The following is a 14372-nucleotide window of genomic DNA, read 5'->3' as shown; positions in this document are numbered from 1 at the left end:
CGATCCCCGGCGGATCCTCCCCTCGCGCGGGTGACGTCATTGCCCTCGTTCGTGGGCGAGCCCGGCCCGGCGCCCCCGCGCGCGGCTAGCGTCGCCCGGGATGGAGCCGACGCCGATCTTCGCCGCGATGGCCGACGCCGACCACGAGCGCACGGCCGGTGCGGACGCGGCCGGCGCGGCGGCCACCGGCGCGGCGGCGTCGCACCGGACCCGCCACGCGGGCGACGGCGCGGGCCGGTCGGTGACCGACTTGCTGCGCTCGCTGCGGGACGACCGCGCCGTGGCCCCCGGACCGCCGGCGCTCGGCGGCCGGCGCGTCGGGCACGTCCCGGATCTGCTGACCTTCCCCTGAGCCGGGACGACACCGTCCCGACGTGACCGGCGAGTAGCTTCACCGGATCTTCCTCCGCGGCACGTGAGCTGCACGACGCCCGGTCGGACGCATCGCCACAGGTCGGGGCCGACGAGCAGGGGCGGCGGGGTGACCGACGGCGCCCTCGATCGTCGGCCCGACGGCGGACGGGGGCGCGCGAGGGCTCCGCGTGACCCCTCGTCGCGGTTAGGGTCCGGACCGTGAGCGTGCCACCACGTCCGTTCCAGCGTCTCGCCGTCGTCAACCGCGGCGAGCCGGCGATGCGGCTCATCAACGCCGTCCGGGAGTGGAACGCCGAGCACGACGGCACCCTCCCCCCGATCCGCACCATCGCGGTGCACACCGCCGTCGACCGGCACGCGATGGCCGTGCGCGAGGCCGACGAGGCCGTGCTGATCGGCCCCGACGACCCCGACGACATGGGGCCCGTGCCGTACCTCGACCTCCCCGAGCTCGAGCGGGCGCTCGTGTCCTGCCGGGCCGACGCCGTGTGGCCGGGCTGGGGCTTCGTCTCCGAGCGCGCCGAGTTCGCCGCCCTCTGCGAGCGCCTCGGGATCACGTTCGTCGGGCCGGGCTCGGAGACCATGCAGCGACTCGGCGACAAGATCGAGTCGAAGCGGATCGCGGAGAGCGTCGGCGTCCCGATGGCCCCGTGGAGCGGCGGGCCGGTCGCCGACGTCGAGGCCGCCCGCGAGGCCGCCGAGAAGATCGGCTTCCCGCTGATGGTCAAGGCCACCGCCGGCGGCGGCGGGCGAGGCATCCGGTTCGTGGCGCGCGCCGAGGACCTCGACGACGCCTTCACCCGCGCGTCGGCCGAGGGCGAGCGCACCGCGGGCGACGGCACCGTCTTCCTCGAGGGCGCGGTCCGCGGCGGCCACCACGTCGAGGTGCAGGTGGTCGCCGACGCCGTCGGCGGCGTGGTGCCGCTCGGCGTGCGCGACTGCAGCGTGCAGCGGCGCAACCAGAAGGTGCTCGAGGAGTCGGCGTCGGTCGTGCTCGACGCCGAGCAGGACCGGCTGCTGCGCCAGAGCGCCGCCGACCTCGCGCGCGCCGCGGGCTACGTCAACGCCGGCACCGTGGAGTTCCTCTACGACCCGGCCAACGAGGTCCTCTCGTTCATGGAGGTCAACACCCGGCTGCAGGTGGAGCACCCGGTGACCGAGGCCGTCACCGGCGTCGACGTCGTCAAGCTCCAGCTCCACGTCGCGATGGGCGGCGCGCTCGCCGACGTGCTGGGCGACGAGGTGATGGCCGACCCCATCCGTCCCCCGGCCTCCGGGCACGCCATCGAGGCCCGGCTGACCGCCGAGGACCCCGAGCACGGCTTCGCGCCCGCGCCGGGCGCGATCCGCCACCTCGTGCTGCCGGCCGGCCCCGGTATCCGCGTCGACACCGGTGTCGCCACGGGCGACGTCATCCCGCCGCAGTACGACTCGATGATCGCCAAGGTGATCGCGTGGGGCCGCACCCGCGACGAGGCCCGCGCCCGGCTGCGCCGCGCGATCCGCCAGACCGCGGTGGTCGTCGAGGGCGGCACCACGAACAAGGCGTTCCTGCTCGACCTGCTCTCGCGGCCGGAGGTCGCGCAGGGCACGGCCGACACCACCTGGCTCGACACGATGATGGCCGAGGGCTACACCCCGCCGCGGCGCGTCGACGTCGCGCTGCTCGCCGCGGCGGTCGAGGCGCACGGCGCCCACGAGTTCCGCCAGCAGGGCCGGCTCTTCCTCTCCGCCGAGCGCGGGCGCCCGGAAGTCGGGCACGAGGTGTGGCACCAGGTCGACGTCCGTGTCGTCGGCGAGTCCTATCGACTGCACGTCGCGCGCACGCGCCCGTCGCACTACCGCGTGGTGCTCGACGGCGACAGCGTCGCCGGGAGACGCAGCGGAGCAGAGCTCGACCAGATCAACGACGGCGTCGACGTGGTCGTGGAGCGCTCCGGGCGCTTCGAGCGCCGCCTCACCGTCGGCGGGCGCACGTTCGGCGTGCTCTCGGTGCAGCAGGGGCCGGACTACCTCGTCGAGGTCGACGGCGCGGTGCACCGCATCGCGGGCGGTGAGGCCGGGCTGGTCCGGGCGCCGGCGCCCGCCATGGTGGTGTCGATCCCGGTCTCCCCCGGCGACGAGGTCTCCGAGGGCGACACCGTCGCGGTCGTCGAGAGCATGAAGCTCGAGACCGCCCTGCGCGCGCCGGTGACGGGGCGGGTGGCCGAGGTGATGGTCGACGCCAACACCCAGGTCGAGGGCGGCGCACGGCTGGTCCGGCTCGAGCCCGACGCCGACGACACCGCCACCCCCGCCGGCGACGGCCGGGCGAGCTTCGCCGAGCTGGCCGCCCCGGCGCCGGGCGCCGAGCCGCTCGACGCGCGCGCCCGGGCCCGCGACGCCCTCGCCGCGCTGCGCGCGCTCGTGCTCGGCTACGACGTCGACGAGGGCGAGACGAAGCCGCTGCTCACGGCGCTCGACCGGGCCCGTGAGGAGCTCCCGGCCGACGACCCCGACCTGCTCACCGACGAGATGGGCATCCTGCGGATCGTCGCGGACCTCTCCGCCTTGTCGCGCAACCGCCGCCTCGAGGGCGGGCCGGGCGAGCTCGACGTGGACGACACCGCGGTCGACGACGAGTCCACGCGCAACCCGCAGGAGTACTTCTACGCCTACCTGCGCTCGCGCGACGCGGACGCCGAGGTGCTGCCCGAGTCGTTCCGGCTCAAGCTGACACGGGCCCTGGAGCACTACGGGGTGCCCGACCTGGGCGCCGCCCCGGAGCTGCTCGGGCCGGCGCTCTACCGGATGTTCCTCGCCCACCGCCGCGCCGGCGCCCACCAGCCCGTGGTCGCCGCGCTGCTCGGTGCGCGGATGCGGCACCCGGAGTCGGCGTCGCGCGACGGCGAGGCCTACCGCGCCGTGCTCGACCACCTCGTGGCCGCGACCCAGGTGCGCCACCCGCAGATCGGCGACCTCGCGCGGCAGGTCCGCTTCCGCTGCTTCGACGCGCCGCTGATCGAGGCCGAGCGGTCGCAGGTGCAGGAGCGGGTGCGCGCCGAGCTGGACGCGCTCGCGGACGACCCCGCCGAGCGCGCCCGCCAGATCGACGACATCGTCGCCTCGGGCGAGCCGATCCTGGGGGTGTTCGCCGAGCGGCACCACGCGGTGATGCTCGAGGTGATGACCCGCCGGTACTACGGGCTCATCCGCGACCTCGGCGACGTGCACGTCGACGAGCACGACGGCCGCCCGCTCCTGACCGCCCGCTACAGCTACGAGGGGCACTCCTACGTCGTCCTCGCCACGGTGGCGACGGTCGACCAGCCCGACGGCGCGACGGCCCCGGCGACGGTGCAGACCGACCTGCACCGCCTCATCGACGCCCTGCCCGCCGGCTCCACCGTGCTCGTCGACCTCTACGTGACCTCGCCGCGGGGCCCCGAGTCCCCCGACGGGCCGGAGGACCGCGCCACCCGGATCCGCCACTCGATCGGCACGGTCCCCGGCGCGGTGGGGCGCGTCACCGTCGGCATCCGCGGGGCCATGGGCGGCGAGGCCGACTCCGGCTCCGACGCGGCCGGCGGCGCGACGAGCTGGTTCACGTTCCGCCCCGACCCGACCTCCTCGCCCGAGGGCGCCGGCGAGCTCCAGCCCGTCGAGGACCGCACGCTGCGCGGCCTGCACCCGATGGTCGCCGAGCGGCTGGGCGTCTGGCGGCTGCGCGACTTCGAGCTCACGCGGCTGCCGTCGGCCACCGACGTCCACCTCTTCCGCGCGCAGGGCCGCCACGTCCCCGAGGACCAGCGCCTCATCGCGACCGGCGACGTCCGCGACCTCACCGTGCTGCGCGACGACGCGGGCGGCATCCGGGCGCTGCCGCAGGTCGAGGCCGTGCTCGACGCAGCCCTGGACAGCCTGCGCTCGGCGCGTGCCGCCGACGGCGACCTCGCGGCGCTGCGCTGGAACCGCGTGATGCTCTACGTGTGGCCCGTCGTCGAGGTCCCGCTCCTCGAGCTCGACGGCATCGTGCGCACGCTCGCGCCGCGGACCGAGTCGCTCGGCATCGAGCAGGTGATGGTGCGGTTCCGGACCCCGGCAGAGGACGGCCCGGGAACGCGGGAGTGGGTGCTGCGGATGTCGCGCCCGCCGGGCGCCGGGCTGACGCTGCGGGTCACCGAGCCGCCGACGCACCCGATGCGGGAACTCGACGCGTACACCCAGAAGGTCATCAAGGCCGCCCGGCGCGGGACGCTCTACCCCTACGAGCTGATCCCGCTGATCACCCGCAGCCCCGACGTCGACGGCGACCCGGGCACGTTCACCGAGTACGACCTCGACCCCGAGTCGCTGCGCCCGGTGCCCGTCGACCGGCCCTACGGGTCGAACACCGCCAACTTCGTGCTCGGCATGGTGACCACGCCGACCGAGCGCCAGCCCGAGGGCCTCACGCGCGTCGTGCTGCTGGGCGACCCCACCCGCGCGCTCGGGGCCATCGCCGAGCCCGAGTGCCGCCGCGTCCTCGCGGCCATCGACCTCGCGCGCGAGCACGGCGTGCCCGTCGAGTGGTACGCGGTGTCCGCCGGCGCGAAGATCGCGATGGACTCCGGCACCGAGAACATGGACTGGATCTCCCGGGTGCTCCGGGCGATCATCCGGTTCACGCAGGAGGGCGGCGAGATCAACGTCGTCGTCACCGGCATCAACGTCGGCGCCCAGCCGTACTGGAACGCCGAGGCGACGATGCTGATGCACACCCGGGGCATCCTCGTCATGACTCCGGACTCGGCGATGGTGCTGACCGGCAAGCAGTCGCTGGACTACTCCGGCGGCGTCTCGGCCGAGGACAACTACGGCATCGGCGGCTACGACCGGATCATGGGCCCGAACGGCGAGGCCCAGTACTGGGCGCCGGACCTCTCCCGCGCCGTCGACGTGCTCCTGCGCCACTACGCGCACACCTACGTCGTCCCGGGCGAGCGCTTTCCCCGGCCGGCGCCGACGCAGGACCCGGTGGAGCGCGACGTGCGGGACGCGCCGCACCACGGCGAGGGCTTCACGCGGCTCGGGGAGATCTTCGATCCGGCGGTGAACGCCGAGCGCAAGAAGCCCTTCGACATCCGCTCGCTGATGAGCGGGGTGGCCGACACCGACCACGCCACGCTCGAGCGCTGGGCCGACATGCAGGCCGCCGAGTCGGTGGTCGCGCTCGACGCCCACCTCGGCGGGCAGCCGGTCGCGCTCATCGGCATCGAGTCCAAGCCGCTGCCGCGGCGCGGACCGCCCCCGGTCGACGGGCCGTCCCAGTGGACGGCGGGCACGCTGTTCCCGCGCTCGTCGAAGAAGACCGCGCGGGCGATCAACGCCGCGAGCGGGAACCGGCCGCTGGTGGTGCTGGCCAACCTGTCGGGCTTCGACGGGTCACCGGAATCGCTGCGCGGCCTCCAGCTCGAGTACGGCGCGGAGATCGGCCGCGCGGTCGTCAACTTCGACGGGCCGATCGTGTTCTGCGTCGTCTCGCGCTACCACGGCGGCGCGTTCGTCGTGTTCTCCGGGACGCTCAACGACGACATGGAGGTCGCCGCGGTCGAGGGCTCGTACGCCTCGGTGCTCGGCGGCGCCCCGGCCGCGGCGGTGGTGTTCGCCGGCGACGTCGCCAAGCGCACCGCCGCCGACCCGCGCGTCGCCGACCTGGAGCGCCGGATCACCGACGGCCTCGAGCGCGGGGAGGACGTCGCGGAGCTGCGCGCCGAGCTCGCGGGCGTGCGCCCCGTCGTGCGGGCCGAGAAGCTCGGCGAGGTCGCCGACGAGTTCGACACCAAGCACTCGGTGGCCCGGGCCCAGGAGATGGGCTCGGTGCACGCGATCGTCGAGCCCGCACGGCTCCGGCCCTACCTCGTCGAGGCGGTGCGGCGCGGGATGGAGCGGACGCTCGACCGCGCCGCGTCGGCGTCCTCGGCCTCATCGGACTCGTCGGGCTCGTCGGGCTCGTCCTCGTCCGGGGCCGACTCGGCGGAGCCGGTGGTCGCGCAGTCCTGATCCGCGGGCCGCGGGGCGGGCAGCGCGAGATCGAGCTGGTGGTCCCCGGCGCGCTGGGGCCGCCGGTAGTGGCTGACGACCCACCCCGACTCGCGCGCGTGCCCGTGGACGAAGGACATGGCTCCAGGAAACCACGGGTCACCGACAGCCGGGGATCGTCAGCGCACGACGAAGCCCAGACCGCGGCCGAGGGCGGCGTCGCGGGCACAGGCGAGCACGCGGGCGAGATCGGGCTCGGCCGCGCGCTCGCCGGCCTCGACGACGACCGTCAGCGTCGCCCCCTCCCCGGCCCCGGCGATGACCCCGTGCAGCCGGCAGCTCAGGGTCGCGGGGTCGGCGGGCACGTCGACGACGATCTCGGCCCTGTCGGTGGAGTCGGTGCTGTCGGTGCTGGTCAGAGCGGTCACGGGTCCTCCTCGTGCGCCACGGGCGCCGGTGGGGAACGGGTGACAGCGCCGTCGACCCGGACTCCCGACCTTCCTACCCCGTCGCGCCCCTGTCCACGCTCCGCGACACCCGCGCGTCGCGGGTAGCCCGATCGGCGCAGCTCGGATGATCGAGAGTGACCAGTCCGGCACGGTCCGCAGCCCGGGCGAGGGGGGGATTTCCTGATGTTCATCGTCAGCGTGGACGCCAGGCTGGCACGGCGACGCCCGCCACGGGGACTCGCGACGGTCAGGGTTGACCGTTACTGCGGTCGGCGGCGAGAGTGCGGGGATTCGAGGGCGGGACGACGAGGAGGTCGGCGTGGCGGACGGGTCATCGGCAGGCGGGTCATCGGCAGGCGGGTTCACCGAGATCGAGTACTCGGTGGCCGACGGCATCGCGACCGTGGTGCTCGACCGGCCGGCGCGCATGAACGCGTTCACCGGGCGGATGTGCGACGAGCTGGTCGCGGCCTGCGACGCGATCGACGCCGACGACGACGTGCGCGTGCTCGTGGTGACCGGCCGCGACCGGGCGTTCTGCGCGGGCGCCGACCTCGGCGAGGGCGGCAGCACGTTCGACGACCGGGACCGCGATCCCGCCGAGACCAAGGCGGCGCGCTACGGCGAGATCGGCGGGGTGGGCCGCGACCGGGGCGGCGTCGTGTCGCTGCGCCTCGCCGCGCTGCAGGTGCCGGTGATCGCCGCGATCAACGGGCCTGCCGTGGGCGTCGGCGCGACGATGACGCTGCCGATGGACGTGCGCATCGCCGGGGCGTCGGCACGCTTCGGCTTCGTCTTCGCCCGGCGCGGGATCGTGCCCGAGGCGGCGTCGAGCTGGTTCCTGCCGCGGGTCGTGGGCATCTCGCGGGCGATGGAGTGGACGATGACCGGCCGGGTGTTCGGGGCGAAGGAGGCCCTCGAGGGCGGGCTGGTGTCGCGGGTCGTGCCCGACGAGGACCTCCTCGACACCGCCTACGCCCTGGCCCGCGAGATCGCCGAGAACACCTCGTCGGTGTCGGTGGCCGTCACCCGGCACATGCTGTGGTCGATGCTGTCGGCGTCCTCACCCTGGGAGGCGCACGCCCTGGACTCGCGGGCCGTCGCGGAGCTCGGCCGCGACCGCGACGCCGCCGAGGGCGTCACCGCGTTCCTCGAGAAGCGCGCGCCGGCGTTCCCCCTGCGCCGCACCCGCGACCACACCGACCTGGTGCCGGCGTGGCCGGCGCGACCCTGAGCTACCCGGCGAGGGCGTCGACCGCCTCCGGAGCGCGCCTGCTGCGCCGCGTGCGGACGATCGCCCACCCGGCGAGCACGGCGGCCAGGGCCGTCAGCACCGCGCCGGAGAGCGTCACGGCGTCGCGGAACTCCGCGGTCTGGGCCGCGCTCCAGTCCGCCGTCGCGATCGGGCCGGTGAACAGCGCCGCGAGGACGGTGCCGGTGACGGCGAGGCCGACGCCGGAGGAGACCTCGGTCGAGGTGTCGACGAGCGCCGCGCCGATCGAGGTCCGGTCCTCGGGCAGGCCGCGCAGCACGTTCACCGCGGCGACGACGCCGGAGATGCGCAGACCGGCGGCGACGAGCGCCAGGGCGGCGGCGACCGCGGGGTAGCCGAGGCCGCCGCACAGCGTGTAGGCGGCGAGCCCGGCCACGATCGCGACCGCGCCCGACCACGCGGCCGCGTCGAAGCCGACCCGCTGGACGAACGGGTTCACGAACGGTCCCGCGGCGATGAGGACGACGACCTGCGGCAGCATGCCCAGCGCCGCCGCGGCGGGCGACCAGCCGAGGTCGAGCTGCAGCTGGAGGGTCACGAGGTAACCGAGGCCGGCCGTCGCCACCCCGGCCGCCGCCTTGTAGGCCAGGCCCCCGGACACCAGGGGGCGGGCGACGAGCGCGAGGTCGAGCAGCGGGTGGCGCGCCGTGCGCTCGCGCAGGACGAACGCGACCGCGGCGACGACGGCGGCCGCGGCCGCCGCCCACGGCGCCCACGACCCGGCGCCCTCCTCCACGAACAGGGTGGGGGCGACGAGGGCGAGCACGATCGTCGCGGTGCCGAGCACGGCCCCGGGCACCTCGACCGGATCGCGGTGGAGGTCGGCAGGGTCGTCGGCGGCGATGCCGAGGCGGATGCCGAGGATCGCGAGCACGGCGATCGGCACGTTGACCAGGAGCAGGACCTGCCACGGGGCGACCGCGAGCACCAGGCCGCCCGCGGTCGGACCGACGGCGAGCCCGACCAGGCCGACGGTCGAGATGAGCGTGGTGGCCCGGACGCGCAGGCCGTCGTCGGCGAACAGCCGGAAGGCCAGCGCGATCGAGCCCGGGGTCGTCATCGCCGCCGCGACGCCCATCAGCGCCCGGACGGCGATCAGCTCCGGGGCCGTGGTGACGAACGCGGTCGCCAGGCTCGCGAGGCCCAGCAGCACCAGGCCGACGATCATCACGCGGCGGCGTCCGCACCGGTCGGCGACGGCGCCGAACACGAGCATCGACCCGCCGAACACGACACCGTACGCGCCGGTGACCCACTGGAGCGCGACCGTCGACGCCCCCAGCTCGCGCCCGATCGTCGGCAGCGCGACGGTGAGGATCGAGTTGTCGAGCATCTCGAACAGGAACACCGCGGACAGACCCGCGAGAGCGATCCACGCCTCGCGGAGGGAGGCGGGCGCGCGGCGGGGAACGGTAGACACGAACACTGTTCTATGTGCGAACGTCGTTCGCGTCAAGCTAAGGTGGTGCGGTGAACCCCCGGGAGCGGCGCGCGGCGCGCCACCAGGCGCCGCGCGAGGAGGCCGACGGCCGGCCGCGGCGCCGGACGGCCCCGATCACCGTCGAGCAGGTCGTGGACACCGCTCTGGGCGTCATCGCCGCCGAGGGCTACGAGGCCCTCACCATGCGCCGGCTCGCGACCGCGCTCGACACGGGGCCGGCCTCGCTCTACGCCCACGTGGTGAACAAGGCCGACCTCGACGAGCTGCTCATCGGGCGGCTCTCCGCCGAGCTGGTGCTGCCCGAACCCGACCCGGCGACGTGGCGGGACCAGATCCGGGGCGTGTGCGTCCAGCTGCGCGACCGCTTCCTGGCCTACCCGGGCGTCTCGCGCGCCGCGCTCGCCATGGCACCGACCGACCTCGAGACCGCGCGCGTGAGCGAGGGCATGCTCGCGATCCTGCTCGCGGGCGGCGTCCCGCCGCAGGACGCCGCATGGGCCATCGACGCCCTGCTGCTCTACGTCGCCGGCTACTGCCTCGAGGCCGCGCTGGTGCGGCAGCGGGCGAGCGGCGACGACGCCGTCTGGGTGGTCGACCGCGCGGAGCTGCAGCGGCGGCTGACCTCGCTGCCGGCCGACCGGTTCCCCCAGACCGTCCGGCACGCCGCCGAGCTGACCGCGGGCGAGGGCCACGACCGCTTCGACTTCACACTCGGCCTGATGATCGACGGGCTCGCCCGGCGCTGACAGGCGCCGACCGGGACCGCGCGGCTCAGGCGGGCAGCGGCGCCGGCATCTGCACGCTGTCGACCAGGTGGTTCAGCGCGGCGACGTCGCCGGTGAGCTCCAGGGAGCCGTCCGCCTGGGCGTCGGCCGCCGGCAGCCCCATGTGCACGACCTGCGCGAGCGTGGTGGGCGAGCACCGCAGGGTGACGTCGGCGTCGCGGGTCTCGCCGCGCTCGATGTCCAGCTCGCCGTGGGCGAGGCGCACGCGGAACGGCTGCCCGTCGAGCACGAGCTGCAGCGTCACGTCGACGTCGGCCGCGCGCTCGGGCACGAACAGGGTGCGCAGCGACAGGATGAACGAGTCGACCTTGATGCTGTCCGAGGGCGGGAGCGCCCGCGCGGCCCACCGGCCCAGCGTCTGCAGCACCGGCTCGAGCTCCAGGCCCCACTCGGTGAGCTCGTAGACCGCCGACGCCGCCGGCGGGGGCAGCCGCCGCCGCTGCAGGACGCCGGCGTCCTCGAGCTCGCGCAGCCGCTGCGAGAGCACGTTCGGGCTCGCGTGCGGGAGCCCCGCCCGCAGGTCGGTGAAGCGCTTGGGCCCGAGCATCAGCTCGCGCACCACCAGCAGCGCCCACCGCTCCCCGACGAGGTCGAGCGCGTGGGCGGCGCCGCAACCGTCGAAGTAGTCCCGTCGTGCAGCCATACGTCGACCCTACCACCGGATACGACTACCGCCTCGGAAAGTTCGGAATTAGGACTCTCACGGTCCGTCGTCGGCGCCCACCACACCGTGACGCCACGCCCACGCGATGACCCGGGGTCGGTCGGGCAGGCCGAGCTTGTCGAGCACCCGGCCGAGGTGGGTCTTCACCGTGGTCTCCCCCAGGTGCAGCCGGGCGGCGACCTCGGCGTTCGACAGCCCGCGGGCGACCTCGGCGAGCACCTCGGCCTCACGGGCCGTCAGGGTGCCGAGCGCGGGCGGCGGCGACGGCCGGGGCCGGCTGCGGGCGACGGCGGCGACGACCCGCGGCACCACCGCGGGGTCCAGCGCACCCTGGCCGGCGGCGACCCGGCGCAAGGCGTCGAGCATGTCCTCGGGCGGCGCGGTCTTGAGCAGGAACCCGGCCACCCCGGCGCGCATCGCGGCCTCGAGGGTCTCGTCCTCGTCGAACGTGGTCAGCACCAACACCCGAGCCGGCGACCCGGCCTCGGCCAGGGCGTGCGCCGCCCCGATCCCGTCCAGCCCGGGCATCCGCACGTCCATGAGCACGACGTCGGCCCGGACGTCGAGGGCGGTCCGCACCGCGGCGCGCCCGTCGGCCGCCTCCCCCGCGACCACGACGTCGGGCTCGCCCTCGAGCAGCATCCGCAGGCCGGCGCGCACGAGCGTCTCGTCGTCGGCGAGGACGACGCGGATGGGGGTGGTCGGGTCGGTCACGCGATCTCCGCGGGTGTCGTCGCGGTGGCCGGGGCGAGCGGGAGCACCGCCTCCACGCGGTAGCCGCCGCCGTCGCGCGGACCGGCCGTGAGCGTCCCGCCGAAGAGGGCAGCGCGCTCGCGCATGTGCAGCAGGCCGTGCCCGCCGTGGGGATCCGTCGTGTCCGCCGGCGCCCGTCCCCGGTCCAGCACGGTGATCGTCAGCGCCTCCCGGTCACGGGTGAGCACGACCTCGGCCTCGGCGGTGTCCGCGTGGCGCAGCACGTTGGTCAGGGCCTCGGCGACGATCCGGTACGCCGAGGTGTCCATCGCCGGCGTGAGCACCGCCGGCGGGCCGTCCTCGCGCACGGTGACCGCGAGGCCGACGCGGCCGAGCTCGTCGACCAGTCCGGCGAGCCGGGAGAGCGAGGGCGGCGGGTCGCGCGGATCGGGCTCGCCGGCGTCGGGTCGCAGCGCGCCGACGACCCGACGCAGCTCGTCGACCGAGCGCCGTCCGAGCTCCTCCACCGCGCGCAGCGCCTCCCCCTCGGGGCTGTCCTGCAGCCGCCGGCGCAGCACGCCGACCTGCAGGGTCATGACGCTGACCGTGTGCGCGACGGCGTCGTGGAGCTCGCGAGAGATGCGGGCGCGCTCCTCGACGACGGCCAGGCGCCCGGAGCGCTCGCGCTCGGCGGCCAGGGCGGCCGCGAGCTCGCGCAGCTCGGCGCTGCGACGGGCCTCGCGGCGCAGGAGCCAGCCGACGAGCCAGGCCCCGCCCATCGTCACGGCGAAGAACACGAACTCGAAGACCTCCTCGCCCGTCGCGACGAGGGCGCCCGAGCCGCTCAGCGCGGTCAGGGCGGCGCCCGGTGCGCTCCAGCGCGGCCGCAACCGCCGCGCGGCGAGCCCGACGAACACCATCATCACGATCAGCGTCGTCCCGCCGACGCCGGGGCTGTCCGGGTCGAGCAGCAGCTGCACCGGGTAGGCGATCACCGCCACCACGAGCCCGACCGCGGGCAGCAGCGGCGCGAGCGCGGCACCGACCACGAGCAGGACGACCGGCACCACGAACGACTCCGGCGGCGCCCCGCGGTACGTGAGGGCCTCGACGAGGCTCGCGGCCAGCACGAGCGCGGCCGCGAGGAGACCGGCGACGAGACGGGACGGCACGGGACCCATCGCGCGGAGCGTAGGCGGCGGCGACGCGCGCGGGGTCCTCCTGCGGGACGACCCGGGGTGGCCCTCGGGACGAGGTGATCGAGCCGTGAACACGATGTGTGAGCGTAAGCCGCTCCCTACCGTTCTGCTCATCGCTCGAACAGCGCAACCAGGATCACGAGGAGCCACCATGACCACGACGTCCGCCCCCACCGCCGCGATCGCCACCCCCGCCGCCTCCCCCGCCGCCTCCCCCGCGACCGGCACCTCCCCGGTCCGCCTGGCCGCGGGCCTCGCCCTGATCGCGTTCCCGGTCCTGTTCACCGCCGGCGTCGCCACGTCGCCGCCCCAGGCCTCGGACGCCCCGGCGGACTACGTCGCGAGCCTGGGGGCCGATCCCGGGCTCACGGCCCTCTCGGCGGGGCTGCTGCACTACTCGTGGGTGGCGTTCGCGCTGGGCGTGCTCGCGATCATCGGGCTGGTGCGGGGCCCGCGCGGCCGGGTCGTCGTGCCGCTGGCCGCGATCCTGACGTCGTTCTCCGCGATCCAGCTCTCCGGCCTGCTGCTCTCCGACTGGTTCACCGGCGCCGCCGCCCGCGCGATGCCGCTCGAGGCCGCCACCGCGCTGACCGAGGGTGTGTGGGCCGACCCCTGGGTGTCGACGTGGATGATCAGCGGGCGCTTCGTGGGCTTCGTCGGCATCCCGCTCGTCGTCGCCGCCCTCGCCCGCGCCGGCGTCGTCAGCTGGTGGCTGCTGGCGGTCTCCGTGATCGGGTTCGCCGGCTTCTTCGTGCCGGGCACCTACGGCGTCCTCGTCGGCATGTTCGTCTCGACGGCCCCGATGATCGTGGTCGGCGTCCGGCTGATCCAGCGTGCCTCGGCCCGCGTCCGCCGCGCGGAGATCGCCGCCGCCTGACCCCCTCCCACCCCGAGACGGAACGAACGCGCCGTTCGCTGCGCCAGAAGCAGCGAACGGCGCGTTCGTGTCGTCCGGGGCGTGTGGCCCGTCAAATGATCAACGGGGACTTTCGGCGCATAGAAGCAGCGAACAGCACGTTCGCTGCACCAGGCCGGCGCGGCTCAGGTGCCGGGCGCGATGAAGAACTCGAGGGCGATGCCGTCGGGGTCGCGGAACGAGACGCCCGAGCCGTAGTGCGCCTTCTTGATGTCGCCGTGCTGGATGCCGAGCTCGTCGAGGCGGTCGCGCCACTTCTCGAGCTCCGCGGTGCCGGAGAGGGCGAAGCCGACGTGGTCGAGGCCCGTGCGGGTCTCCTGGAAGCGGTCCTTCGACTCGCGACCCTGGTGGGTGTGCAGGCCGAAGAGCTGGCCGCCGTCGAGCGCGTAGACGGTGTGGTGGAACTCGCCGCCCTCCTCGTCCTCGTCGAGCACCGGCTCGGCGCCGAACAGGCGGCTGTACCACTCGGTGCTGCGCTGCAGGTCCGAGACGGTGATCGCGACGTGCTGCAGGCCGGGGAAGGCCATGGTGGCGGGCTCCTTTGCCTCGTGCTCGGGTGTGCTCGGGTGTGCTCGGG

At 75.1% G+C, this 14372-nt stretch carries 11 protein-coding genes; 5 read left to right on the top strand and 6 right to left on the bottom strand.

Going from position 1 to position 14372, the window contains the following annotated elements:
• Window positions 1-100: 100 nt before the first annotated feature.
• Both ACR9E3_RS27040 and ACR9E3_RS27035 read left to right on the top strand, forming a co-directional pair.
• Window positions 101-352, top strand: coding sequence for a hypothetical protein (locus ACR9E3_RS27040; protein ID WP_460383880.1), 252 nt, complete (start codon window positions 101-103; stop codon window positions 350-352).
• Between the two features lie 221 nt (window positions 353-573).
• The gene (locus ACR9E3_RS27035) at window positions 574-6396 is read left to right on the top strand and encodes an ATP-binding protein (RefSeq protein WP_460383879.1); all 5823 of its coding nucleotides are present in this window, start codon (window positions 574-576) and stop codon (window positions 6394-6396) included.
• 158 nt (window positions 6397-6554) lie between these two features.
• Here ACR9E3_RS27035 and ACR9E3_RS27030 read toward each other — a convergent pair whose 3' ends face one another.
• Window positions 6555-6803, bottom strand: coding sequence for a hypothetical protein (locus ACR9E3_RS27030; protein ID WP_460383878.1), 249 nt, complete (start codon window positions 6801-6803; stop codon window positions 6555-6557).
• A gap of 340 nt (window positions 6804-7143) precedes the next feature.
• Between ACR9E3_RS27030 and ACR9E3_RS27025 the strand changes: the two genes are divergently transcribed.
• Complete coding sequence (locus tag ACR9E3_RS27025; protein ID WP_460383877.1) at window positions 7144-8058, top strand: enoyl-CoA hydratase-related protein; 915 nt, start codon at window positions 7144-7146, stop codon at window positions 8056-8058.
• A gap of 1 nt (window position 8059) precedes the next feature.
• Here the strand turns inward: ACR9E3_RS27025 and ACR9E3_RS27020 are convergent, their stop codons facing one another.
• Window positions 8060-9517, bottom strand: a complete 1458-nt coding sequence (locus ACR9E3_RS27020; protein WP_460383876.1) for an MFS transporter — start codon at window positions 9515-9517, stop codon at window positions 8060-8062.
• 50 nt (window positions 9518-9567) lie between these two features.
• On the opposite strand from ACR9E3_RS27020, the gene ACR9E3_RS27015 reads away from it, so the two are divergent.
• On the top strand, window positions 9568-10284 hold the full coding sequence (locus ACR9E3_RS27015) for a TetR/AcrR family transcriptional regulator (RefSeq protein WP_460383874.1): 717 nt from the start codon (window positions 9568-9570) through the stop codon (window positions 10282-10284).
• Between the two features lie 25 nt (window positions 10285-10309).
• Here ACR9E3_RS27015 and ACR9E3_RS27010 read toward each other — a convergent pair whose 3' ends face one another.
• The 3 genes from ACR9E3_RS27010 to ACR9E3_RS27000 are packed head-to-tail and all read right to left on the bottom strand — an operon-like array spanning window position 10310 to window position 12861.
• Window positions 10310-10966, bottom strand: coding sequence for a winged helix-turn-helix transcriptional regulator (locus ACR9E3_RS27010; RefSeq protein ID WP_460383873.1), 657 nt, complete (start codon window positions 10964-10966; stop codon window positions 10310-10312).
• A 57-nt stretch (window positions 10967-11023) separates the two neighbouring features.
• On the bottom strand, window positions 11024-11701 hold the full coding sequence (locus ACR9E3_RS27005) for a response regulator (protein ID WP_460383872.1): 678 nt from the start codon (window positions 11699-11701) through the stop codon (window positions 11024-11026).
• Window positions 11698-12861, bottom strand: coding sequence for a sensor histidine kinase (locus ACR9E3_RS27000; protein WP_460383871.1), 1164 nt, complete (start codon window positions 12859-12861; stop codon window positions 11698-11700). The genes ACR9E3_RS27005 and ACR9E3_RS27000 overlap by 4 nt, the downstream gene beginning before the upstream one ends.
• Window positions 12862-13030: 169 nt before the next feature.
• On the opposite strand from ACR9E3_RS27000, the gene ACR9E3_RS26995 reads away from it, so the two are divergent.
• Entirely contained in the window at window positions 13031-13756 is a 726-nt protein-coding gene (locus ACR9E3_RS26995) for a hypothetical protein (RefSeq protein ID WP_460383870.1), read from the top strand.
• A gap of 164 nt (window positions 13757-13920) precedes the next feature.
• Here ACR9E3_RS26995 and ACR9E3_RS26990 read toward each other — a convergent pair whose 3' ends face one another.
• Window positions 13921-14322 (bottom strand): VOC family protein, encoded by a 402-nt coding sequence (locus tag ACR9E3_RS26990; protein ID WP_460383869.1) that lies wholly within the window; start codon window positions 14320-14322, stop codon window positions 13921-13923.
• Between the last annotated feature and the right edge of the window lie 50 nt (window positions 14323-14372).

This window comes from Actinomycetospora sp. C-140, from assembly GCF_054796175.1.
This window is presented reverse-complemented; position numbering and strand designations above follow the sequence as displayed.

What these genes read in the sequence shown, in the direction of transcription:
- ACR9E3_RS27040 (WP_460383880.1), top strand. Translation starts at nt 101, where the DNA reads ATGGAGCCGACGCCGATCTTCGCCGCGATGGCCGACGCCGACCACGAG.
- ACR9E3_RS27010 (WP_460383873.1), bottom strand. Translation starts at nt 10,966, where the DNA reads ATGGCTGCACGACGGGACTACTTCGACGGTTGCGGCGCCGCCCACGCG.
- ACR9E3_RS27000 (WP_460383871.1), bottom strand. Translation starts at nt 12,861, where the DNA reads ATGGGTCCCGTGCCGTCCCGTCTCGTCGCCGGTCTCCTCGCGGCCGCG.
- ACR9E3_RS26995 (WP_460383870.1), top strand. Translation starts at nt 13,031, where the DNA reads ATGACCACGACGTCCGCCCCCACCGCCGCGATCGCCACCCCCGCCGCC.
- ACR9E3_RS26990 (WP_460383869.1), bottom strand. Translation starts at nt 14,322, where the DNA reads ATGGCCTTCCCCGGCCTGCAGCACGTCGCGATCACCGTCTCGGACCTG.